The organism is Hyphomicrobium sp. 01T421, from assembly GCF_056398805.1.
Genome location: NZ_JBFTQC010000005.1, coordinates 1 through 22,609, shown reverse-complemented (window position 1 = coordinate 22,609; position 22,609 = coordinate 1). Strand labels below are relative to the sequence as shown.

Genomic DNA, 22,609 nt, shown 5'->3' with positions numbered 1-22,609 from the left:
CTATCGGGTGCCGTCCCGTGCGAGCCAAGCCACCAATCCGTTTGCCGCCCGTGTCGCGGTTGCGAATGTCGCCTGCAGCAGATAGCCCCCGGTCGGTGCTTCCCAGTCGAGCATCTCGCCTGCTGCGAAGACGCCCGGGCGCGACTTGATCATCAGGTCCTGATCGAGTGCGGCCCAGCCGATGCCGCCGGCGGTGGAGATGGCGCGCTCTATGCCGGCAACGCCGACGACCGAGAGCGGAACCGACTTGATGCGGGCCGCCAGAGCGTCGCCTCCATCGGGAAGGCTTGCGCCCGCTTCGCGAAGGAGGGCGAGCGCGGCCGGATCGAGATGCGTCGCCTTCCGCAGAAAGTTCGTCAGCGTTTCCTTGCCGCGCGGTTTGGCGAGCCGTTCGGCCAAAACGGACTGGTCGACATCAGGCTTCAGGTCGATCGAGAGCGTTACGCTTTCCTCAGTGCGAAGCGCCGAACGTATTTGTGGTATGAGTGCGTAAATCGCTCCGCCTTCGAGGCCGTCGCCCGTTACGATGGCTTCGCCCCGCATCGTGGCACCCGCACATGTGAGCGCGATGCGCTTCAACGCGGCGCCTTCGAAGCGTGATTTGAAGATCTCGGACCACGCTATGCGCACGCCGCAGTTGGCGGGAGCAAGCGGCGTTACCGGAATGCCGGCCGCGCTGAACGTCCCGGCCCAGAGCGCGTCCGAGCCGAGCTTCGGCCAGCTTCCACCTCCGAGCGCGAAGAGCGTTGCATCAGGCGTCGCCGTGACGGTTCCTTCAGGCGTTTCAAAAAGGAGACCGCGCTCGGGCGTGAAGCCGATCCAGCGGTGCCTCGTTTTGATCACGACGCCGAGCTCGCCGAGACGGCGCAGCCATGCGCGCAAAAGAGGAGAGGCTTTCATCGCGCGCGGGAAGACGCGGCCGCTCGAACCAATGAATGTGTCAGCGCCGAGCCCGTTCGCCCATTCGATGAGGGTCGCAGGCGGAAAGCTTTCGACCATGGCGCGGACGTTTTCTGGCTCGGTCCCGTACCGCGTCAGGAAATGTTCGAGCGGTTCGCTGTGCGTGAGGTTCAGGCCACCGCGCCCGGCGAGGAGGAACTTGCGGGCGGGCGAGGGCATGCGCTCGTAAACGGTGACGCGATGTCCGGCATTCGCGATGATCTCAGCGGGATAGAGACCGGCGGGTCCTGCACCGATGACAGCAACGTCACGGGCTGTGACAGCGGCGGCGCTCACCATGTCCCCGCATTCGGCATGGAGACCCAAGGTTCAGTCGGGGGCAAGGCTGCGCCCTTCTGTAAAAGCTCAATCGAGACGAGGTCGGGCGAGCGGACGAACGCCATGTGCCCGTCGCGCGGCGGTCTGTTGATCGTGACGCCGGCCGCCTGGAGCCGCTCGCAGGTCGCGTAGATGTCGTCCACCTGAAACGCGATATGGCCGAAGTGGCGGCCCGCATCGTAGTCTTCGGGGTCCCAATTATAGGTGAGCTCGAGCATCGGCGCCTTTTCGCTCACGGCGCGGGCTTCGTCCTCCGGCGCCGCGAGGAAGATCAACGTGAAGCGGCCCTTTTCACTCTCCATGCGACGGATTTCTTTCAGTCCGAGAGCGTCGCAGTAGAACTTCAGGCTCGGCGCGATCTCTTTGATGCGAACCATCGTGTGCAAGTAGCGCATCGGTCCCCTTTCCTTCGAAAGTCTGATGTTGCTGCAAGTCGTCAGCGGCAAAGTTGGCGCGCCAGAATGCAGGCGCTGCAGCTGTGCCACAGTGCGGCTCTAAACGTCTCGCGGCACCGAGTCGCCTTATCCCGCGTTTTTGCGTAACTGTGGATGAGCATTGAAGACTTTCGCTTCTTCATGCGCGACGGCATCTCGGAAGCTCATGGGAATCAAGACGAGATGAGCGAATCACGTCGCGCTGATTCGCAGTGCAAAACTTATGCACGCATGTGGAGGAATTCTGCACCAAACTCCGCACGCAATCGAAACTGGGGATGAATCGCGACAACGTTTTTTTGCACGTTTTCATTGGCTTAATGTGTGACAAACGATGTGGATTGAGGCACCACAACTCGCGGTCAAGGGGGAGTGGCCAAAATATTGCCCCTAGTTCCGGGCAGAGCCAGTGTTATGGTTTACGACATTGCGCAGTTGCGTTTCAGCGTTCGCTTCTGAAGAGGGCTCTTCCAGAACGGACGCGAGGACGACAACCGCGGAATGCTCGTTATCGTTTGACGCACAGTACACGCGGGGTAAGCAAGTATGGGGGATAATAAACATCCCGGGCTTTCAGAATATTTTGAACCGGGTCCGATTGGCCCCGAAGCGCTCGACGACGCGGCGGCCGAAGTTTTCGAGGTCGCCGGAACAATCAAATGGTTCGATGCTTCGAAAGGCTACGGCTTCATTGTTCCTGACAATGGTCTGCCGGACATACTTCTGCATGTCACCTGCCTCCGTGCCGGTGGATTTCAAACCGCTTACGAAGGCGCGCGCCTTCACTGCGAAGTTCTGCGCAGGCCAAAAGGCATGCAGGCATTTCGCATTCTCAGCATGGACGAAAGTTCGGCTATCCATCCGTCGCAGCTTCCGCAACGCACCCACGTCATCGTGCAGCCGGAAAGCGATTGGTGCCGGGCTTACGTGAAATGGTTCAATCGGGTACGCGGTTTCGGGTTCCTGACCCGCGGCGAAGGCACGCCCGATATCTTCTGCCACATGGAAACGTTGCGCCGCTTCGGCTTCACTGAGCTACGGCCGGGCCAGATCGTCCAAGTCCGCTGGGGCTATGGATCGAAGGGCTGCATGGCTGCGGAACTCAGGCCGGACGGTGTGCCGACGGGGCTGCCGTCCCGTAACTGACGCGGGACAAATGGCGACAGTCATGTCGAGTTCGACGAAGGGGGCCGCGATTTGCGTGGCCCTTTTTATTTTTCTGCCCGTGTTCGCGGCGAGTTTCCCACTGCTCAACCGGTTGATCGATCTCGTTCCGGCCGCATACGCCAAGATGCGCCAGGACAAGCTGACGATCGTTTCCGCTCAAGGCGGGGCCGAGCATCCGTTCACGATCGAGGTCGCGTCGACGGAACAGGAGAAGTCGCTGGGGCTCATGTTCCGCACGTCGCTCGGGGACGGCGAGGGCATGCTTTTCCCTTATCCGGCCGAGCGTGGTTTGCAGATGTGGATGCGCAACACGTACATCCCGCTCGATATGCTTTTCATTCGCGCGGACGGTATGATTGCGCGGATCGAGGAGGGGGCCGAGCCGCTGTCGGATCGCGTGATCTCGTCCGGCGCCACGGTCCTCGCCGTTCTTGAAATTCCGGGAGGTACAGCGTCGCGGCTCGGCATTAAAGCCGGCGACAAAGTGCGTTACCCGATCTTTTCCGGTGCGGCCGGGCCATGAAAGCGGGATGCCGCACTACTTTCGTTAGCCGTGACTTGACCTTAGCGGGCGAAAGCGGCAGATGAGAGCCGTGTCGGGGCGTAGCTCAGCCTGGTAGAGCATCTGCTTTGGGAGCAGAGGGTCGCGTGTTCGAATCATGTCGCCCCGACCAATATTTTCAGAGACTTGCTGATCGATGACCTGAGGCGTTGTACAAGACGAGCTGTCTCGTTGTACAAATTCGGTTCGCTCGGCGTTCTCCCACTTCGCGATCGCGGCCACCGCGAGCTTCCTCTGGCTAACCTCGCGGGCATAGTGTTCGACCATCTCAAAGCTCTGGCCCGTGATCGAGGCGACCTCGGCCGTTGTGCATCCAGCCTCCAGAAGCATCACCACCGCGCTTTTCCGGAGACCGTGGAAGACCAGCCGCGCCGGAAGCGCCATCCGGTCAAGAACTCGTCCCCATGACGTCCTGAAGCCATCCTGGGTCCACGGCGCGCCATGCGAGTTGGTCGCGATGTAGATCGACCGCCGGGGTATCTCAGCGAGAATTTGGGCAAGCGCACGGTGTATTGGAATCCACACCCGAACGCCTGTCTTCTCTTGCGTGACCGATACAACTCCATCCCCCACGTCGGACCACTTCATCACGAGCACATCACCTTGGCGCTGGCCCGTGAAGAGAGCAAGTGCGCTCACCCACCAAATCTCAAGCGGCGCCTTCGCGCGGAGTAAGTCGATCGCTTCCCAGGACCACGGTTCGTATGGCGCTCCACCCTTGAGCGGCTTTACCTCCCGGCAGGGATTGTCTGTTCGCCATCCTCGCGGGACTGACCAAGCGAGCATCGAGGAAAGGCAGCGCAGCAAATTGTTGGCAGCCGCAGGTGTGTCGGCGTACCTATCGCGAAGAGCCAGTACGTGCTTGGGCTCAAGCGCTGCCACCTTCAGATCGCCCCACGTGGACGCAATTCGACCGAGGTATCGCGTCCATTCAACCGAAGTCTTGGGCGCCAGCGCGCGCCACTCGGGGCTCACCTGCCAAGCTGCGATCAGAGCGTGGAAGGTTCCGGGCGCGGCCGAGGGCGGTACTTCGTTGGCGATAGCGTAGTACGCGGGGAAAAAACCTGGGTCTGCGGGATGGGGTAGTTTTATTCGCGGGCCAGCGCTCTTCGTGCCGCGCGCCTTCTGAAATGTGAAGTATTCACGCCCCCTCGACACGACCCGATGGACGTGTGGCGGCAATGTGAGGAGCGGCTTCCGGGGGCGCGCCATGGCAACGGTTTGCACTGATTCATGCATCTAGGCGCTCCAAGAACTCGTCCGTGTCCACAGAATCAGGCCGATCGATAAGGGTCTCGACGTCCGCCCATTTCCAGCGGGGGAGACCGAAAACGTTCCGAGCCTTCGGCAGCTTCGCTGTCCGGACCAATTTTTCGATCGTCGATTCAGATACCGACAGCCTGTAGGCAAGTGTCGCTGCATCGACGTAATCGGGCGCGTAGGGTCGAAGAACTTTCGATTTGGCTACGGTCATGGAGCACCGTCACCAGTGTCACTACCGCTCACGCAATACATGCCTGGCGTGTGGCTATTGCAGCTCCCGCCAAAATGATGAGGGATGAGTGATGACACCGGTGACACTGGTGCTTCACCAATGAATGCCAGATTTTGCTTGTCACCAGTCTTCATGTCGTCACCGCCTTCTCAGGAGTGACAACATGCTTGTCCAATTCAGCGTCTAGGCCTCCGTCGCGCATGACGGGGACGTAGGCCCAATACCTCTTCGCGCCGCGTATTTGGCGTCGCCGCCAGCCGAGTTGACGGAGGCAGCGTGCGACTCTGTTCTGCTCGATTTGACCTTGCTGCGGAATTGCAAGATGCAGCGCATTGTTTAGTATTTCGGAAATACGGACCTCATCCCGATCTTCCACAAATATTCCGATCGCCGACTGCCACGGGTCTTCGACATAGCGTGAGGCCTGTTCGGCCGCAGCGGCCGGTGTTTCATTAGCGGTAAGCCACCATTGTTCGCCCCTCTTGAAACGGGACAAAGCCTCCGCCCAAATCTGGTCGCGATCACCCCTAATGGCCGCGACGTCAATCTTGCCAGTCTTTATCGGAAGAAAGCGGCGCGCACCGGTTTCGTCTTTTAAGTAGGTTTCGGCATTTGTCGTTCCGATAAATATGCATTGCCTCGGAGCCTGAATCACACGACGGCCATATGGCGGCCGGAAGCGGTCAGTGCTGCGGCTCACGAAGGCTTTGATCCGGGAAGCTTCGGAGCGCGACATGGCATCGAGTTCCGAAATCTCGATGATCCATGCGCCGCGGCTCTGCATGGCTGCATCTTTCGATCCAAAATCCGCCAGCTCATCGGTATGCCAGGTGCCGCCGAGCGCCGCTAATGCAGACGACTTTCCGGTTCCTTGGCTTCCCTCAAGCACCAACATGAGATCGGCCTTGCAGCCGGGCGTCATAATGCGCGCCACTGCCGATATCAGAACGCACCGGCTAACCGCCGTCGTATAGTCGTTGCTGGCGGCACCAAGATACGTTGCAGCGAAGCTGTCGATGCGGGGTTTATTATCCCAACGGAGACCAACAAGGTACTCGCGGATCGGATGAAACTTGGCACCTTGCGCGACGGTTTCGATTGCCTTTTGGACCGTCTCAACGCCGCAGGAGATACCCCGATGCTGCATCCAATCCGTGATTAGTACGTCGTCGGCCTCGGTGCAGGCGCGGCGTTCAAATTTGCCGCCGCCGGGAGGCTCAAAAGGGGGGCGAGACAAAAATATCGTGTTCATCGCGAGTTCATCGTAACCGAGCACGTACCGCCATGCGGGCGCAGAACGCAATGCCGTCACCACATTTGCAAGAATCGGTTTGATGGCGCCATGCGCGGTCCGAATAAGCGCAGCTTGCCAACTCGTATCCTGACTTTCGGCGAGCCGTTCACGCGCGCAATCGAGCACCACATTAGCGTAGTTAGGCGCAAAAATAATTGTCACGACGTTCAAAGCAACCCATTCGATGTATTTTGGAATCGTCGTTCCGCAATCGAGTGGCTCCGCGGAGGCGAAATGGGTTCCTACGGTTACGAAATCCGCCGTCTCGCCACGAGCGACCAACTCAACGATCTGAGAAAATATCTCAGCGTGAATTGGATCGAAAAATGCCAGACAATCGAAGCCGGGGGGCAATCGCGCCAGTACCGCGTTATCAGCGAATAAGGCTCCCAAAAGCGCGCGTTCGGCTTCAAGGCAGTTCGGAAGCCGCCGGTCGGAAGACAATTCTGCAAACCAGTTTGCGGATTTGAGCATGTGTGACCCCGCCATTCGTCCCTGTGGCTATACGAATGCTGATCTGAGGGTTAGTCTGACGGGGGAGCCGAGGTCGCGAGACGCAATGGCGGCAATTCGCGGAGATAGCGTTCCAGCGACTCAAGTGTAATCAACGTGCGCCGCCCAACTTTTTTTGCTTCCAGTCGACCTTCGCGAATTGCGCAATAAAGGTGGTCTCTGCCGAGGCTGGCTCGCATCGATGCCTCACCGATGGACATCGCTAGTTTCTCGCGCACGTCTCGCATCGTCGGTCCTCGTCTTATTGAGACGGACATTGCGGAATGGCTTGCTAGAAGTCAGGTTGGAACGCGTGAAAAAATGAAGTGTGATTTCCCCCCTTGTCTCATTACATTCCGCGTTTCTTGACCTCACGCCATATTCATAGGCGCGTTCGTTGTTGATCTGCCGGTAGTGGCGCTTCGACAACACGGCCGCGATAAGTGAACACCATGGCCCGTCGCGCGTCGCCGTCGATTTTTTGTGAAATATAGAGCGGTAAAGGCGAGCAAGCCCAGCAACGAAATATAAAGTTCCCTGGTCCGCGAATTCCACGGAAAAATCTAAGGTGCCGCCGAACTTAATCGTGGGGTCTCCGGTACCTAGACTTTGCTGGGTTCTGAGCAACGTCTGCAATTGTGTCGCTCCTTGCGGCGACGGCACGGTGAAGCACGCAGCACGACTCATAAGGCTTTCAATCAAGATGCGGAATCGGATTTGAACGCAAAATTCGTCCATTGGCGCATAGCATCAGCGATCAGCCGGAAATCGTCTTTTCTGATCCATGTGGAAAGATGGGTTACGGCTAAGGAATTTCGTCCACAAATCTTCCCAACCCACGTCAGCGACTTTTGCTTACCATCGGGCGTTGGCCGAGTTGTGTAGGGTCGCAGCTCCGCGTGATCAAATTCTTCCATCGCGCGTTTGCCAATTGTGATTATGGCCTTTGGCTTCAATAACCCGACAAGGCCAGCCACACGCGCCGTCGAGTGTTCGCGAATGGACGCCCGAACCTTTGGAGGTACACCGTGCGCGTGCAAATAACCTGGTACATCTTCGCGCCCCGCTGGGTGTGCTCGTACTGATTTCACACCAGTTGTGTGCGGCCATCGTACGAAGTGCGCGTTGGTGCCCACGCATTGATGCAGAAAGTTTTCGTCGAAGATTATTTTTGAGCTGAACAGCGAGCTTCCAATTTTCAACCGCATATTCGCATTTCGGGGGCCACCTCTCATGAGATCGCTTCCCCTGTTCTTCAACCCGCCGGGGCTCCGCCGCCGGGCTGATATCCAATGATAAGAACTTGAATTTCGTTGGGGGGGGAATGGGCGGTCCGTTCAAAATCTTGTACCCAAAACGGCGATGCTCGGGTGCTAGGGCTGAGATAAATCTAGCGGTGTCTCGATAAATTCTTAAAACTTCAGCTTCCATACTTGCTCGCTCATATCGGAATCGGGCCAATAACTCGACCTCATGCAAGATTTCAGTAAGCACTACGCACGAACAAGATAATTTTGAAGTCGCATCTCTCGCGGCTGAGTCCATCAGTTCCCACAATCGAGACACTCGCACGACACCATGATGTGATGGCGCATAAATTGTCCTGCTGCCTTCAGCGGGGTCGTACGGTCTTCTGAGCGGCGGCGAGCTTTCAACATGCCCGGACCCACACTCAGGATAAATTCGCGACGTGGCCGCGTTCTTGTCGTTCGGTCTTGCTAGATTGTTGTACGGCTCTGCTTTGACGACCACCGTTCGACGACCGCAGCGAAGCATTACACAGATTAATCTGCCTGCTCACTGTCATCTTGGGGGAAGAATTCCCTATTCTCGTCAACGCCTCCGAAGTGTCTGAAGACGTCGTAATCAATATCTAACCGACGTTCCTGCAGGAAGCTCGGGTCGCTGCGGCAGTACGTGTGGCTTATTCGTCCATCGTCAAAGACGAAGAAGCTATACAGGCCGTACTCGTTTGTTTCTTTGAGGTGTATCCCGTAGCGGTTCTCTGCGAAGTGCCAAACGTCCTTGACAGAATACTTTGGCGTGTCGAAGCCAACACTTGGTTCATCGCGATCCCGACGCCACAAATAGAAATCTTCTACTGCTCTCTGTATTCGAAGATGGAATTTCGTGTCTTTGATCTTCTGAACGTACTTCGTAAGGTGATTAAGTTCGTCGGCTGTCGTCGCGTGAAAATTGCTCCAATGCTCGTCGGTGACGCGTAGCACCCCAATGAATCTCGTTATGTCGCTAAAGTGCTCGGCAAGTTCTTCCTTGGTCATCATGGAAGCGCCGGGATAAAGTACGTAGCGGCGAACGCCAAGCACATCGAAATCCTGGTATTGCGGATATTTTGCGCTGATGCTGTCGTAAAGTTCCTGCACTGCTTCTGGCTTCCATGAGCCATACTTCGAGTTCTCAACGTGAAGCTGCTTATATAGATTCAAAAAGTCGTCTGGGTTTTCCCAAATCAGAATGTTCGCTAGTTCGCGACTGACAGTGAATAGGAAAGACGCCCGGTCCGAGGCGCGACCGTTCTCTTGCCGCCAGCTCCCTTGTTTGATTTTCTCGTTTGCACCCTTCGCGGTTAGCCAGCAGCCGACCACAAAGCCGATTGCCAATAGAAGAACGGCCTCAAGCCAAAACATCGCAACATGCCCCCGAAAAATACCAGCAGTCTAGCGCAGCAACTCACCGAGTTGCTAGATGTGTTCTGACGGGCGACGTGGGGGTTGGTTTGATTTCTCGCGACAAGTATTCTGAAACAAGAAGACTTCTTGCGGAGTAGATTCCGCAGGAACTTCATTTTGGTCAACTCACCCACGACCAGCGAAATCGGTTCGAACATTATTCGTCGGAATTGTCGGGAGTTCTTTTGAGCCCATGGTTCCGTTGATTGGGTAGGCGGCTTGCGATCCTCGCTATTTCTCTTTTCGGTGCACAGAAATCAATCCTCGGAAATTACCAACCGATTGCTCTATTGGCTTCTGTTGCCAATCTTTTCTCCGAGAATAGTGGACGAGGCGGATCGTGTTTTTGGCCAAATAAAGCGGCTCAGAAACCTTCGCTGAATGAGCAGTTTGAGGAAAAGTGTTCGATGCATCCACAAAGTTAGCGAACATGACTATAGGCGATGTCGTCCCTTTGGTCGCTGTACCATTGTTGGTCGTTACCGTGGTGCAAACGCTAGATCGATGGGGCAAGGAGCGTCGATTGATGGAACGCGAAGATGCTCAACGCCAAATCGAATACGAAGCCTACCTTCGTGAAATCCTTCGAACTCAAGGGACAAGCGCTCTCAAAAAATATGAGCTTGAGTTCCTAGATCGTCGCATGAACAAAGGGCAGCTGCCAATCAATTGGGTTCCCGGCGATCGCTCTGGGATAAACTGATGCGTTATCGTTTCCTGGTTGCAGGCTTGATCGTAGTTTGGATGTTTGGATTCTTCCTGCTGCTTTGCTCGTCCCACATCATAGGTAATGCCCGGCCTACTCTTGTCACTCATTTCAATTATTCCCAACTGCCATTTCAGTCGGCAGAAATTTCAAAAAGCGAGAACATGAGAAGATTTTCTTGAATGGCGTTTGCCTGAACCGACATCGCATATTTGCGACCTCCCATGCCCACAAGCGAGACGATGTAACCGGCAATCTTTGAATCGCCCTGTGAAAACATCTTGGGTTTGGTCACCGTGTATTTTGCCTCGATAGCATTGAGCAGGGATTGAAAGTTTCCCTGGAGCCCAATTGAACAGCTTCGCGAAATGAAGTTTCCGTTCCTTCTTTCTCCGTAGAGCACCATCAACGGACTTTTGCCTCTCACGAATGACCATCCTTCCAGGTTTTCTGGTGCGATCATCTTCACGGTCTCGTCTTCTAGAGGCCCGACTTCGTATTGATAGAAGGATCCGAAAGCGTTCGACAATTTTGTTATATTTTTCCGCTCTAATCTGCTTCCGATGCAGATGTTGTCCATCGCAGTGATAGCGATTGAGCTAGGCTCTGCAGAGCAGTTCTGTGTCATGCAAAGAGGGTAAGCTGCTACAGCGAAAATAGCAGCTTTGGCGACGAAGTTCATTTCAGCTCCGGTTACATTCGAAAATTCAAAGTGCATACCACGCTCAGTAACATGTGCGGCTCGCTAGGCAAGCTCTCATCGGCTCCCTAGCTGGTCCGTGCTCTCAACTTGCTTTCGCGCAGAAATCTCAAGGCTCACATCCGACGACTGTTGGGTGCGAGCCCGTCGGCGTTGGAAAGCCTCAACCGTGGAAATCGACATGACAGACCAACCGCAGGGAAACCCCGTGCCAATTCATGAGGAGCTTCTCCTCCGTGGAGCATGGCCGCCTCGTGCCTTCAGATCGCGGACAAGGGATGGGTTCACAACGGTGAGTCGCCCGACATGTTCGACTTGACATAGAGTTTGCGGAACGCCGGCTCGATCGACTAGAGACACACCGCAAATGTTTGAGATATCGGCTGTCGGCGCGATGGCAATGACGTTCGAGTTCCGCATGCCGGTCGTGCGAACGCGAGATCGCAGCATATCCCACTCGGGCGGGTATCTGCTCGCAGATTACCCCCTCGCGCTGCATTCGACAGGTCGAGCGAGTCTAAAGGTAGAATACCGTGGCTCCACAGCGACCCCTCGAACGAGGGATAACGTCCCCGCTCCCCGCGGTGAGCATCGAAACGTTTTTATCCGGAACCGCGCCTTCTACGACCCAGTCGCGAGTTTGAACCGGTCTACCGGCGAGCGACGCGTCGGTGATGAATTTCTTCCCGCCTTCCAGCAGAGATAGTTCATCAATTCGCGCTTGCACTTGGGCGATTTGTTCGGCGGGGCCGGTGTCGATAGCACTGTCATATGCCATTTTGAGCATATCCTCGCCTATGACGATTAGCGCCCGCCGTGTGGCTAGATCATATATCGTGCGGCCATGGTCGGCGGCATTGAGAACCGTAGTGGCATTGGCCGCGAGCTTGCCGAGATACTGCGGCACTGTCGTTTGCGGATTGATCGGCTCGGCGTTCTCGAAAAACGTCTTGAGGGTTACGGACGTCGCTGTCTTTCCGGCGAGGATCATCGTCGCGAGTACGTCGTAAATCTGCCCGTGGAGCGGATCGTAAAAATGATCGGGTGACAAAAAGCCAGACACCCGGTCAAGCGCCTCGTTGTGGACGAGGATCGCGCCCAAAAGCGCCTGTTCAGCCTTGAGATTGTGGGGCGCCTGACGGTTATCGGGGGCGCGCACCAATCGGCAAGTGGGACTAAATTTAGCATCGATCCTCGTCAGACTAGCTTGCCATCGCAAAGCTTCGGCGCTGGGGCTAAGTCGATGAGGGCAAACGCAATGCTGGAAGTTCGTTCAAAAATCGATGTAGTGCATCAAGGGTGATAACGGTTCGGCGACCAATCTTTTTCGCATCTAGGCGGCCATCTCGGATCGCCCTGTAGATGTGGTCTCGTCCGAGGTTTGTCCGTATCGCGGCCTCGCCTATGGACATTGCGATGCGATCTGTTGCGTCCGTCATCATCAGCTCCCCGTCGTGTTAAGACGAAAAGCTACGAGTAATCGAGGCAAAGTCAGGTCGGAAATCTCGACAGAATTTTCGCGTATTTCCACCTAGCGGTCGGGAGGTATCTTCTTTGCTTCAAGCCAAAGCTCATGGGCGTTGTCGCTCGTCACCCGGCGATGCTGGCATTCAGACAATACGGCGGCGAGAAAAGTACACCATCGCCCGTCCCGAGTAGCGGCGGGAATTTCGTCAAAAACTTCATAGTAAAGCTTTGCGAGCGCCGCGACGAAGCGCAGCCGCAGGTTTCCCGATTCGGGAACTGAGATTTGCAAGCGCTGAGCCTGGGCCCTTTCAGCATCCTGAATATGTTCCCGGCACCAGAGTAGGTACTTGATCAATTCTAACACGCGGTGATCACCGAGATCGCTGGTAAGCGGCCCTCGCCTCACAACTTCATCGATTTGTGTACTGCTTAACCCGGGCAGAATTATTGCCATCTCGTCGTGTGAAAGCTTCCTGAAGCCTGTCTTTTTCCCTTCGTCGGAAGCGATGGCAGTGCGAATAAAACCATCGCTTAGTATAGAGAGCGCCTGCGAAATCGATGCGTCCAGTTTGCGGAGTTTAGCTGAAACAAGACGAGGACTATTCTCTCTGCGCCATTCCGTGACCGTTCCGAGAGTGAGCAGCCTATTTATGCCTACCAGCAAGCGAGACTTTTGATCCTCGGACGTCTGTTCGTGCCCCACGCTCTGCAGAATTGCTGTAATTTCCGTGGCACTCAACCGCTTGTCAAGCAATCCGCGCGCCTTCCTTTTGCGCGCAGCGGCAGGTTTTTTCGTTGCGGATGTACCCGACATCGGCCCCACTTTCGGCAAAGCTTTGCGCTTCCAAAAGAAAACAATGTACCGAGGAGGGAGGCGACGCGTAAAGCCTAGTCTCATTTGTAACAGGGCAAGTTAAATCCGTCGCACTCGATTTCCGAGATGAAAAGGACAAACGTGCGTCATGTCGCGAACCCTAGATTCAGGCGCGGCAGAATGTTCTTTAGTTTGACCTTGCTATTGTTTGACCCCCCGACGCGCGATACGCGAGAACGAACCTGCATTGATCTTGGTGTGCGATTGGAAGCAATGGAGACATGAGGCACCATTTCGTTCCTCAATTCTTGCTCGCTGGCTGGGGTAAGGCGGCCGCCGACGAGCGCTTCGAAGAATTTCGTCTGGATTTGCCGGGTCTTCCTTCTAGGAGAAGGGTGCCCTGCTATCAATTCGATCTCTACTCTCTGACGAGAGCCAAGGTTGCGGGACTGGATCGGGACGCCATTGAAACTGTTCTGCTGAAACGCATCGATAACGAGGCGGCGAAGGTTCGGCACAAACTTGTCACGAAAGGCTTAGCAAGCCTGACCCCGAATGAACGATCCTATTGGGTGCACTTCTTGACCTCTCTGCGCGTTCGTCAGCCGGAGATCGTGAGCAAAATGAGAGTCGACGGTGCTGACCACCTCCGCCGGACTTTGCAGTCGCAACCCGAGCAATACGAGCAGCTAAAGGGAGATGGAGACCCGCCAAAGCTCGAATCTTGGGTTGAAGACGTTTATCCGGGTCCCATCGAAAATTTCGGGATGGGCATTTTCAAAGACGTCATCTTCAACGACGACGTTTGCCAAAAGCTTTTCCGCCTTCGCTGGTGGCTCTACGACTTCACGAAAGGCAAATACGACCTGTTGTTGTCCGACAATCCATCCATTTGGGCAGGCGGCATCGATGCGCCGGACTACGCTCTCGTGCTTCCGATCTCCCCCCGTCTAGCATTTCTTGCAACCCGTAGTGAGACGAGTGGCCCAACTCATCCGCAGCCACACACCGACTTCGCGGCCATCCGACTCAATCACGCCTCGGTTCTGCAAACCCGCGCGCGACTTTATAGTCGAACAAGCAAACCCCGGGATTTCATCGAAAAATGTTTGGCCCTAAAGAAAGCGAATGCCCGTTTCGCGTCTCCAGGCGGCGAGTAGGTCTTCCGCATCGTGGTGGGCTCGGCGCTCCTGGCCAGCGCAACGCCGGGAAGGTCACGGCGCAGATCGAGGTGCCCCAACTCTCGCATTGGTTAAGTCCTTCGCTGATGATCGCAAACGGAAATTGCAAACGCGGTAGCAAACAGCGTACTTCCAAACGAGCTGCCTCGTCGCCTTGATCGTGGCGGTTACAATCCAAGCTGACACCACTGCGGAGCTGGGATTCAATGACGATTGCCATCTGCTATTCCTGCGGCGCCATGAAGTTCGGTGCGCTCACTCCATGCGAAACATGCAAAAAACGACCGAGCGATGAGAATGAAATCATCCTGTCCCTCGTCACGACCGACAGGCATTTCCCGATCTCGGAGCTGGAAAACATTTCGAAGTGGCTGAGGGAGGGGAACGGCCCCCTGAACGTCCGCGAGGAGACAAAAGAATTCTATCGCCCAGGCGCCCGAGAAGCGCAGCGCATGCTCGGACTGGCATCGCAGAACGCGTTTCAGAAGTCCGGTGCCAAAGGGGTACGAGATTCCCGTTCCGAAAGGCTTCTGGAAGAAGGTGAAGAACTACTGGTTTCATGGATGGCGCTGATGACCTGTGCTTGGCCATCTTCTTTTTTAGCAGACGAACTTGGGCTCTTTTGGCGTTCGTCTGCATGGGCTCGACCGATCCCGGCCCGATATTCGACAGTTCAGGAACTGTCGATTCAGTAGTTTGTGAGCGGCGGCGCTGGGTTCTCTTAGTCATGTGGTATCGCCAATATCAGGCTGCCAATTTCGGCGACCGCACTCGATTTAACCGCACTTGCCGCCGCTGTTCCAATCGATGGATCATCGTCTTCTGCCGCGAGAGGTCATTGTTGACATTGTGCGTCTGGCACTCGTTCGTCCATCAGGGCCGGGACACAAAGCCGGAACTGCTCATCCGTCGCGCGCTCCATGCAAAGGGCCTTCGCTATCGACTGCATGCCAGAAGGCTGCCGGGAAAGCCCGATCTGGTCTTCCCCATATACAACGCGGCAATCTTCGTCCACGGATGCTTCTGGCACGGTCATGCCTGCTGTCTCTTCAAATCGCCGAAGACCCGCCAATCCTTCTGGAAGAGCAAGATTACTCTCAATCAATCGCGGAATCATGTTGCCGAGCAGCGCCCGCGCGAGATCGGTTGGCGGACGTTGGTCATTTGGGAATGCAGCCTTCGGGGGACAGACAGGATTGACTTCAGAGAATTGATTGACCGATGCGTTGATTTTCTGATGTGCTCAGATAACTGAATAATCGCACTGGATTGTTTGGATATATCGCGACGCGATAAGCCGCGCAGTGCGCAACTAGGAATTTTGAATGTATGTTTATTCGCAAGATTACCAAGCTCAAGACCATCGGGAAATTTCGGTCAGCCGCGATAAGTGGTGGCGAATATGATAAGTTCACACTGCTGTACGCCGGTAATGGACGAGGCAAGACAACGCTTTGCGCGGTACTGCGGTCTCTGAAGACTGGGTCGTCCATTCACATCGAGGATCGACGTACATTAGGAGAGAGCACTCTTCCCGAGGCGCAGCTTTTGCTCGACACCGGCGCTGCCGTTTTCGCAAACGGCAAATGGAACCAGACGGCCGACAAGATCCATATTTTCGATGGATCGTTCGTGACAGAGAACGTCCACGCCGGGGAAGAAGTTAGCACGGATCATCGCCGTGCCCTATATCGCGTGATAGTCGGCACCAAAGGCGTTCAGCTCGCCGAAGAACTTGACGCTTTGGATGCGAAAATTACTGAAACAACAGCAAAGATCGCATCCGAAAGGAAGGCGCTGCAACAGCATGTTCCTTCCGGCGTCACGTTCGACAAATTCCTTGCTCTTGCCGAAGATGCGCAGATCAATGCCAAGATCGATGCCAAGCACGGCCAGATCAAAGCTGCCGATCAGGCCGCTACCATCGCAAGCAAGCCGCTTCTGAAAACCTGCGCGATACCTGCGCTGCCGCAGGATTTTTTGCCCTTGGTGCAAAAGAGCATAGCCGGTGTCTCAGCCGACGCCGCCAAGCGGCTCGAAGAGCATCTAGCCAAACATAAGTTCGGAGACGATGGCGAAGGCTGGCTTGCCACCGGGTTGGCCCATATCCATGACGAAAGCTGCCCCTTCTGTGCCAACAGCCTTGCAGGCAATCAGCTCGTAGAGCTCTACAAGCAATACTTCGATGAGGCCTATGGGGACTTCGTGTCGTCCCTTCAAACTCTGCTTTCAGATTTGGAAACCGCACTCTCCGAGGCAGCCGCTCTGAAAATGCAAACCCGTTTCAAGGAGCTCGCGTCTGAGGCTGAGTACTGGCAGAGTTTTGGTGCCGTAGATTTTGTGCCTGCGCCGGACGTTGACAAAATCGCGCAGACTATCGAGCCCATCTATTCGGAAGCTCGACGCATCCTCGATCTCAAGATTGCATCCCCCCTTGAGAAACCAGATACCGCAGCGTTCCAGGCGCTCTTGGCCGCTTGGCAAGCAACGCAAACAGCACTGGATGCCTGCAATGCCTCTGTTGCGAAAGCGAACATGGCTATTCAGACGATCAAGACATCGACAGCCGGCGTGAACAAAGCAGTCCTTCAAAAGGAGCTGTCAGATCTGCAATCTGTCAGGAAGCGGTACGAACCTGACGTAGTGGTGCTCGCTGCCTCGTACGACGACCTCGTGGCAGAGAAAGAAAAGCTGGTCGAGCTCAAGGACAAGAAGAAGGACGAACTCGATACGTATGACGCGGCGGTGCTGCCGAAATATCATACAGCGATAAACAAGTATTTGAGCCAGTTCGGTGCCGGTTTCAGTCTGATGAAATCGGAGAAGACCTATGTCGGCAAGGCTCCGCAGTGGATCTACACGATTGAGATCAACAAGCATGCCGTCGATATTACCAAGAAGGCTGGCCTGGGCGAGCCGAGCTTTCAGACCGCAATGAGCGCAGGCGATCGCAGTACGCTGGCGCTGGCATTTTTTCTGGCCCAGATCGGACTCGATCCCAATCTTGCTGACTCGATCATCGTGTTCGACGATCCTTTCACCAGCCTAGACGAATTCCGTCGCGTCATGACGGCCAAGTCCATCTTCCGGATTGGCTCTTCCGCGTCGCAAGTCATTGTGCTCTCGCATGACAAGCATTTCCTGAAAGACGTCTCTGACAGGATCGTCGGTGGCGCGGCGTGCGCGACATTCCAGATTTCAACGTCAAAGCAGAACTCGTGCATCGAGCCGTGGAATCTGGAGCGGGAGGTAAAGGAAGGGTACCTGCAAGACCATATGGATATGCAGGACTTCTACGATGGCCATACGAACAATGCCAGAGCGATGCGGACGCTCATGCGACCGTTGTTAGAGAAGTATATTCGCTACCGATTTCCGAACCAGATCCCCGATGGCAAATGGCTGGGTGACATGCTCTCAATCATTGCAGCCGATGCCAGCCATCCCCTGCAAGCCGTTTACTCCGAGATTGTTCGCTAAGGACGAAGAGTATTTCATCGCCTTTTTTAGCGCTGCTGTCTCGGGGACCACAGATCCGGATAGGCAGTTTCATGCCACCGCGGCGAGGATATTCAGTGAGAAAACCTCGTTGCGTCGTCGCGTCGATCAATTCGCAGATGCAAATGCGCCGGAGCGCAAAGCGCTAAGTTCACTACTCGCCGAGCTGGAAGCACGGGCGTGGCTCGGCGGCATGATCCCCGACGTCGGCAAGTAGATCGTTCGAAGGAAGGTACTCAAGACGCTCGATCGCGTAGAGACGGAAACGGACACGCGAGCGATCACGCAGAAAGCGAGCCAGCTGGCCGAAGCCCTGGTTACGGACGCCCTTCGAGCGCAGTTTACGAAGGAGATCGGTGCTTTAGGCGTCGGCGAGCTCGCGGTTGAGCTGAAAAAAGAGTCCTCGCAATTAGGGACTGCCCGCTTCCGGGTTAGGTTGGACCGCAAGCCGAGCGCCGCGGTTGGTGCGGTGCTCAGCGAAGGCGAGCACCGCTGCGTCGCACTCGCAGCCTTCCTCGCCGAACTTGCGACTTCGGTGGCAAATCAGCGATCATCTTCGACGATCCCGTATCGTCGCTCGATCACCGGCACCGAGAGGAGGTGGCGACGCGCCTGGCCAACGAAGCGCGATATCGGCAGGTCATCGTTTTAACGCATGACATCGCCTTTCTGATGCTGCTCAACAAGGCCGCACAAGAGCAACAGGTGCAAGTAGCATTCCGATGCGTTTCAAAGGGCACCGAGCGTTCGGGCTTCTGCAACGATGAACTACCTTCCAACGCGCGACCAGTCGAAAGCGTGCTCAATGCCATCGAGACAGACATCACGAACAAGCGCTGCATGAGAGAGGCAAGCAGGCGGAATGGCGCAACGCCGTACGCGGGGCCTTGGAGCAGTTGCGCGAGACTTGGGAGCGCGCCGTCGAAGAATTCATCGGACCAGTCTTCAAGCGCTTGTCGACCAAGGTGGACAGCAAGAATTTGCGAAAGATTACGGTACTTGAAATCGCAGACTGCGACGCGATGCGAGACGGGTATGGGGCTTGTTCCGAATTATTGCATAGCGTCGGCGAGGGCCTGAATCCCAAGTTGCCCACGCCAGACGACATTCTGGCTGAGATCGCCAAGCTCAGTGCGTGGCATAACGGCTTGCGGGCCCGTCAGAGCAGGGTAAAAGCAGCTTAAACCCACGACGTCGAAACAAAGTCGGCAATCTTCGGCGTCTGCCACGACACTTGGGTCCGGCCAAAAGCGTTCCCGTCAAATCGAATTCCACCGCAAAACTCTCTACAAAAGGAGCATTCTGTAAAGAGTGTGCTAGAATGGTTGCCGATGGAAACTGGCTTATTGCGAGGTCATCGGATGGGCGCCAAACGGCGAAATGTAAAGAGTGTGGCAGTCGACGCGCATGAGAGCGCCAAAGACTACTTGGATGAAGCTGAGATTGAACGGCTGCTCGACGCCGCAAAAGATGGTCGCCACGGCGTTCGGGACCATCTGCTGCTGTTCATGGCATACCGTCACGCCTTACGCGTGTCTGAGGCTGTGACGATGCGGCTCGATCAGCTCAATCTCAAACAGGCCCGAGTCTGGATTCGGCGGGGCAAAAATTCCCTAGACACCGAGCAGCCGATCGAAGGTGACGAGGTGCGGGCGATCAAGCGTTACTTGGCAAGCCGAAATGACAAGCTGCCCTGGTTATTCGTTTCGGAGCGGGGCCAGCCCATGACCCGTCAAGCTGTAAACTACCTCATCGCACAAGCGGGCGCGCGCGCCGGACTCGGCGATGTTTGGCCTCACATGCTTCGGCACAGCGCGGGATACGCTCTGAGCAATCGCGGGCATGATTTTCGATTGTTACAAGATTTCATGGGGCATCGGGATCCGCGGCACACGGCGCGCTACACTCGAACGGCAAGCAGACGCTTCGAAGGTTTGTGGCGTTAGTCACTTAAAGCGCTCCCAGTGGACCATCGCTTCCGCAGTTGAAAGACACCGGACATTGTCTGCGAAAGTGGCGACGTCCGCATTGCCGAGAAAGCGTAATTGCGATTGTCCAACTCATATGGCGTCCTGTTAAGCAAACCTAACGTCTGATAACCGTCTACGACGCGGCGGAACGCGCAATATTTGCGCCGACCCTGAGCGACTTCGACGGCGAAGCGTTGCTGCCGAAAGACGGGTTGGCTACGCCGGTCAATCCGATGCCCGGGTTTATCGCATCACAAGCGTCCGGCTCAGGGCTTCGGGGCGTGCGATTGAAACGCTGGTAGAGGCAAAGCCCGAGACCAGCGAAGCCACACTGATTATCAAGACGAAACAGGACCAATTTCGCGTTCCCATGTAATTGGTCAGTCCACGCTTGGTCGGGCGCCCGCCTTTCGCAAGAAATTTCCTTAGGGGCCGAACCCGTAACCAGCGCTATAGCGCAACATGTGGGCCAGAAACTGCCCAGCCCCGCCCGGTGCCACACACTTGCTTGTGGCCTTCGAAGGAGTAGAGCATTTAGGAGCCGTTTCCGGGCACTCCTAATTGCCTCCGAGATTGGCCTACCCCCGACCTCGCGAGCCACCCTATCGATGCGCTTGCGGTCCACCGGCGAGTAGCGCTGGCTGCTTCTGTTCAAGGTCGAATGGGACGTCTGCCGGGGGAAGATGCGCGGAAAATAGCTGGCGTATCACTTAGGCCACCTTGGTCTCAGGATAATCAGGCGCTGGATCGATACGATAAGTTGGGGGCCGGCGCAGCTTGTTGGAACGCCTCCACGCGATTGACGTTGGAAACTCGATTGCAAAAGGAGAGCGGACAGATGAAAACCGCGATGATGCTGGCGCTGTCTCTAGCGCTTGGTGCAACGGAGTGCCTAGCGGCGGCCTCGAAACAAGAGCACGTCGGTGATTTGACCTGCACTATTGGCGACGCATCTCCGAAGGCCGGGATGATCTGCGTCTTCCGGAACAAGAATACGGGGCTTGAAGAAACATATCAGGGCAGCCTTGCAAAAGCTGGGGGCGGGACCGTCTCTTCTAAACGTACTTTGCTCTGGGAGGTAAACGCGAATACCAAGCTCGACCTGAGACCTGGTGTGCTTGCGCAACGGTATGAGGCGCCCGAGAGCGAGCAGAGCAATCCGAAGTCTATCGAAGGCGGCGACAAACCCGGAGTGTCTCTAAGTTTGATAACAGATCAGAATGAAGATCTTGCGGCGCTGGCAACGCTTACTTTGGAACTCAAGCTTCTTTCCGCGCCGACGTGAGATCGATAGCATTTCATCGCATCAGGATAGCCGCCGTCGCTGGCCAAGAAGCGATAGCCGTCGATGGAGGAACTTTTATCGCTGTGGTGTCTTCGGCCCCGGCTTACGCTTTATATGGAGTTTGTCGACCTTGTCGTTGGCGGCAATGAGCTTCGTACGTGAAGGCTGACTGGTTGACCTTTCTTCTTCATCAGGTCCTGCAGCGCCTCATCGTAGAGATCATCGAGGCGCGCGCCGTTGTCGCGCGAATATTCATACAAAGCTCCGAGGAGCTGCTTGTCGATTGCCTTACGCGACATTCCAGGCCGCGCCTCTGTCACCCCTCACATCTGCCAGGTAATCGCTGATGTGTCTTTGAAACGCGATTCGATGTTTTCGGACAGGCACTGAAACAGCGACCACTTACGCGCGTGTTCACGCACCTCGAACCCGCCGTCCTCTAAAAATCCGGTTCCGATTTGCGCCGGAGGGCGATCCGCTCACGGACCAATTCTTCGATCCAACCGCAAACGCGAGCCATCGAAGCTTGCTGTTTTCATGTCAATGATCAGGGGGCCCCATTTCATCGAAGTGCACCTCACCTGTGAAGTGTCCGTAGGCGACACCTGCGATGGTGAGGCCCAATCCTCATCTGGCTGCACACCTGAGGCGAGTTCTAAAGTGAACCGGAGACTGCTTTGGACCGAAACGGACGTTTGTCGTCATCTGAGGTACGGGGTCGTGGAAAGCCGGTCCTACCTGCTTTTCCTGGAACTTTCGGATACTGCCGCGGTTGGCTTCAAGAACGCGGCCCAGACCCGCACACCCAATCCAGCGAAGGAGTCAGCGCGTGTCTAAAGTGATAATCGGAACATCGGTATTGCTGCTGTCGGCTACGATGGCTATGGCCGCGGGGACGAAGGTGGATATCAACGCCATCAGCGCCGAAGGGACCGGCAAAGCTATTGGGTCCGCCACTCTTTCTGACTCGAAAGATGGGCTCGTGATTAAGATGGATCTTTCGGGCATCGCCGATGGTGAGCATGGCTTCCATGTCCACGAGAAGGGGGATTGCTCTCCTGGCTTGAAAGACGGGAAGATGGCTTCCGGTCTTGCCGCCGGACCGCACTACGATCCAAGGGGCACCAAAACCCATAAGGGTCCCGATGGCGGAGGCCATGAAGGAGATCTACCAAAGCTAACGGCTCGCGACGGCAAGATCGATCAGACTGTGACTGTCAGGGATCTCAAGATGGTCGATGTGGCTGGCCGTTCGCTGATGATCCACGAAGGCGGAGACAACTACAGCGACCAACCTGAAAACGGCGGCGGCAAGGGACGTATCGCCTGCGGTGTCATCCCGAAGTGAGCTATGCCTCGGTCACCATGTACATCCCATCAACTAATCGGTCGCCGGGGAACGAAGGGTGGTGGTCAGAGACCACTCTAACCGCGATCATTTCGAACCACTGCTAGAGCATTAGAGGAAAGCTCTAGGCCGGCCAGTTGAGAAGCGGCTATCTCGGATGACGTCCGCATTGTCACCAAGCGTGCGGGCGAGATCTGGCACCTTAGCTTGGACGGGTTGGCGGGACCC

25 protein-coding genes, 1 tRNA gene and 1 pseudogene are annotated in these 22,609 nt (G+C 56.0%); 13 read left to right on the top strand and 14 right to left on the bottom strand.

The window, feature by feature from the left end; genetic code table 11:
* Entirely contained in the window at positions 1-1,239 is a 1,239-nt protein-coding gene (locus AC1DK3_RS20195; RefSeq protein ID WP_477194034.1) for a TIGR03862 family flavoprotein, read from the bottom strand.
* Entirely contained in the window at positions 1,233-1,673 is a 441-nt protein-coding gene (gene gloA / locus AC1DK3_RS20190) for a lactoylglutathione lyase (RefSeq protein WP_477194033.1), read from the bottom strand. The genes AC1DK3_RS20195 and gloA overlap by 7 nt, the downstream gene beginning before the upstream one ends.
* Before the next feature lie 585 nt (positions 1,674-2,258).
* Here gloA and AC1DK3_RS20185 point away from each other — a divergent pair.
* The 3 genes from AC1DK3_RS20185 (at position 2,259) to AC1DK3_RS20175 (ending at position 3,553) form a co-directional block, all read left to right on the top strand.
* On the top strand, positions 2,259-2,858 hold the full coding sequence (locus AC1DK3_RS20185) for a cold-shock protein (RefSeq protein WP_477194032.1): 600 nt from the start codon (positions 2,259-2,261) through the stop codon (positions 2,856-2,858).
* A gap of 22 nt (positions 2,859-2,880) precedes the next feature.
* Positions 2,881-3,402, top strand: coding sequence for a DUF192 domain-containing protein (locus tag AC1DK3_RS20180; protein WP_477194031.1), 522 nt, complete (start codon positions 2,881-2,883; stop codon positions 3,400-3,402).
* A gap of 74 nt (positions 3,403-3,476) precedes the next feature.
* Positions 3,477-3,553, top strand: a tRNA-Pro gene (locus tag AC1DK3_RS20175).
* A 143-nt stretch (positions 3,554-3,696) separates the two neighbouring features.
* Here AC1DK3_RS20175 and AC1DK3_RS20170 read toward each other — a convergent pair.
* The 6 genes and pseudogenes from AC1DK3_RS20170 to AC1DK3_RS20145 form a co-directional block, all read right to left on the bottom strand.
* Positions 3,697-4,227, bottom strand: a pseudogene (locus AC1DK3_RS20170) (tyrosine-type recombinase/integrase); the annotation flags it as partial.
* A gap of 445 nt (positions 4,228-4,672) precedes the next feature.
* A complete protein-coding gene (locus tag AC1DK3_RS20165; protein ID WP_477194030.1) occupies positions 4,673-4,915 on the bottom strand; it encodes a helix-turn-helix transcriptional regulator in 243 nt (80 codons plus the stop codon).
* A 151-nt stretch (positions 4,916-5,066) separates the two neighbouring features.
* Positions 5,067-6,704, bottom strand: a complete 1,638-nt coding sequence (locus AC1DK3_RS20160; RefSeq protein ID WP_477194029.1) for a virulence-associated E family protein — start codon at positions 6,702-6,704, stop codon at positions 5,067-5,069.
* Between the two features lie 50 nt (positions 6,705-6,754).
* Positions 6,755-6,943: an excisionase family DNA-binding protein gene (locus tag AC1DK3_RS20155; protein ID WP_477194207.1), complete on the bottom strand. Its 189-nt coding sequence runs from the start codon at positions 6,941-6,943 to the stop codon at positions 6,755-6,757.
* Between the two features lie 477 nt (positions 6,944-7,420).
* Positions 7,421-7,930 carry a hypothetical protein gene (locus AC1DK3_RS20150; protein ID WP_477194028.1) on the bottom strand — a complete coding sequence of 170 codons (510 nt, stop codon included), beginning with the start codon at positions 7,928-7,930 and terminating at the stop codon, positions 7,421-7,423.
* 576 nt (positions 7,931-8,506) lie between these two features.
* On the bottom strand, positions 8,507-9,370 hold the full coding sequence (locus tag AC1DK3_RS20145) for a hypothetical protein (protein WP_477194027.1): 864 nt from the start codon (positions 9,368-9,370) through the stop codon (positions 8,507-8,509).
* A gap of 568 nt (positions 9,371-9,938) precedes the next feature.
* Between AC1DK3_RS20145 and AC1DK3_RS20140 the strand changes: the two genes are divergently transcribed.
* The gene (locus tag AC1DK3_RS20140) at positions 9,939-10,115 is read left to right on the top strand and encodes a hypothetical protein (protein WP_477194026.1); all 177 of its coding nucleotides are present in this window, start codon (positions 9,939-9,941) and stop codon (positions 10,113-10,115) included.
* Between the two features lie 136 nt (positions 10,116-10,251).
* Here the strand turns inward: AC1DK3_RS20140 and AC1DK3_RS20135 are convergent, their stop codons facing one another.
* From AC1DK3_RS20135 to AC1DK3_RS20115, 5 genes are all read right to left on the bottom strand, one after another.
* Positions 10,252-10,800 (bottom strand): hypothetical protein, encoded by a 549-nt coding sequence (locus tag AC1DK3_RS20135; protein WP_477194025.1) that lies wholly within the window; start codon positions 10,798-10,800, stop codon positions 10,252-10,254.
* A gap of 234 nt (positions 10,801-11,034) precedes the next feature.
* Complete coding sequence (locus AC1DK3_RS20130) at positions 11,035-11,238, bottom strand: hypothetical protein (protein WP_477194206.1); 204 nt, start codon at positions 11,236-11,238, stop codon at positions 11,035-11,037.
* A 97-nt stretch (positions 11,239-11,335) separates the two neighbouring features.
* Entirely contained in the window at positions 11,336-11,977 is a 642-nt protein-coding gene (locus AC1DK3_RS20125; protein WP_477194205.1) for a DnaB-like helicase N-terminal domain-containing protein, read from the bottom strand.
* Positions 11,978-12,053: 76 nt separating this feature from the next.
* On the bottom strand, positions 12,054-12,230 hold the full coding sequence (locus AC1DK3_RS20120; RefSeq protein WP_477194204.1) for an excisionase family DNA-binding protein: 177 nt from the start codon (positions 12,228-12,230) through the stop codon (positions 12,054-12,056).
* A 119-nt stretch (positions 12,231-12,349) separates the two neighbouring features.
* A complete protein-coding gene (locus tag AC1DK3_RS20115) occupies positions 12,350-13,099 on the bottom strand; it encodes a hypothetical protein (protein WP_477194024.1) in 750 nt (249 codons plus the stop codon).
* 281 nt (positions 13,100-13,380) lie between these two features.
* Between AC1DK3_RS20115 and AC1DK3_RS20110 the strand changes: the two genes are divergently transcribed.
* The 8 genes from AC1DK3_RS20110 to AC1DK3_RS20075 all read left to right on the top strand — a co-directional run bounded on the left by AC1DK3_RS20110 (position 13,381) and on the right by AC1DK3_RS20075 (position 21,033).
* Positions 13,381-14,259, top strand: coding sequence for a DUF4238 domain-containing protein (locus AC1DK3_RS20110; protein WP_477194023.1), 879 nt, complete (start codon positions 13,381-13,383; stop codon positions 14,257-14,259).
* Positions 14,260-14,486: 227 nt separating this feature from the next.
* A complete protein-coding gene (locus tag AC1DK3_RS20105) occupies positions 14,487-14,975 on the top strand; it encodes a hypothetical protein (protein WP_477194022.1) in 489 nt (162 codons plus the stop codon).
* Positions 14,918-15,535 (top strand): very short patch repair endonuclease, encoded by a 618-nt coding sequence (locus AC1DK3_RS20100; RefSeq protein ID WP_477194021.1) that lies wholly within the window; start codon positions 14,918-14,920, stop codon positions 15,533-15,535. The genes AC1DK3_RS20105 and AC1DK3_RS20100 overlap by 58 nt, the downstream gene beginning before the upstream one ends.
* A 74-nt stretch (positions 15,536-15,609) precedes the next feature.
* A complete protein-coding gene (locus AC1DK3_RS20095; protein WP_477194020.1) occupies positions 15,610-17,760 on the top strand; it encodes an AAA family ATPase in 2,151 nt (716 codons plus the stop codon).
* Complete coding sequence (locus AC1DK3_RS20090) at positions 17,750-17,995, top strand: hypothetical protein (RefSeq protein WP_477194019.1); 246 nt, start codon at positions 17,750-17,752, stop codon at positions 17,993-17,995. Before AC1DK3_RS20095 ends, AC1DK3_RS20090 begins: the two co-directional genes overlap by 11 nt.
* 275 nt (positions 17,996-18,270) lie before the next feature.
* The gene (locus AC1DK3_RS20085; protein ID WP_477194203.1) at positions 18,271-18,858 is read left to right on the top strand and encodes an AAA family ATPase; all 588 of its coding nucleotides are present in this window, start codon (positions 18,271-18,273) and stop codon (positions 18,856-18,858) included.
* Positions 18,859-19,139: 281 nt separating this feature from the next.
* On the top strand, positions 19,140-19,724 hold the full coding sequence (locus tag AC1DK3_RS20080; RefSeq protein ID WP_477194018.1) for a tyrosine-type recombinase/integrase: 585 nt from the start codon (positions 19,140-19,142) through the stop codon (positions 19,722-19,724).
* A gap of 862 nt (positions 19,725-20,586) precedes the next feature.
* Positions 20,587-21,033, top strand: a complete 447-nt coding sequence (locus AC1DK3_RS20075) for a DUF992 domain-containing protein (protein ID WP_477194017.1) — start codon at positions 20,587-20,589, stop codon at positions 21,031-21,033.
* 110 nt (positions 21,034-21,143) lie between these two features.
* On the opposite strand, the gene AC1DK3_RS20070 is transcribed toward AC1DK3_RS20075, so the two are convergent.
* Positions 21,144-21,332: a hypothetical protein gene (locus tag AC1DK3_RS20070; protein ID WP_477194016.1), complete on the bottom strand. Its 189-nt coding sequence runs from the start codon at positions 21,330-21,332 to the stop codon at positions 21,144-21,146.
* Between the two features lie 530 nt (positions 21,333-21,862).
* Between AC1DK3_RS20070 and AC1DK3_RS20065 the strand changes: the two genes are divergently transcribed.
* Positions 21,863-22,381, top strand: a complete 519-nt coding sequence (locus AC1DK3_RS20065) for a superoxide dismutase family protein (RefSeq protein ID WP_477194015.1) — start codon at positions 21,863-21,865, stop codon at positions 22,379-22,381.
* The last annotated feature ends 228 nt before the right edge of the window (positions 22,382-22,609 follow it).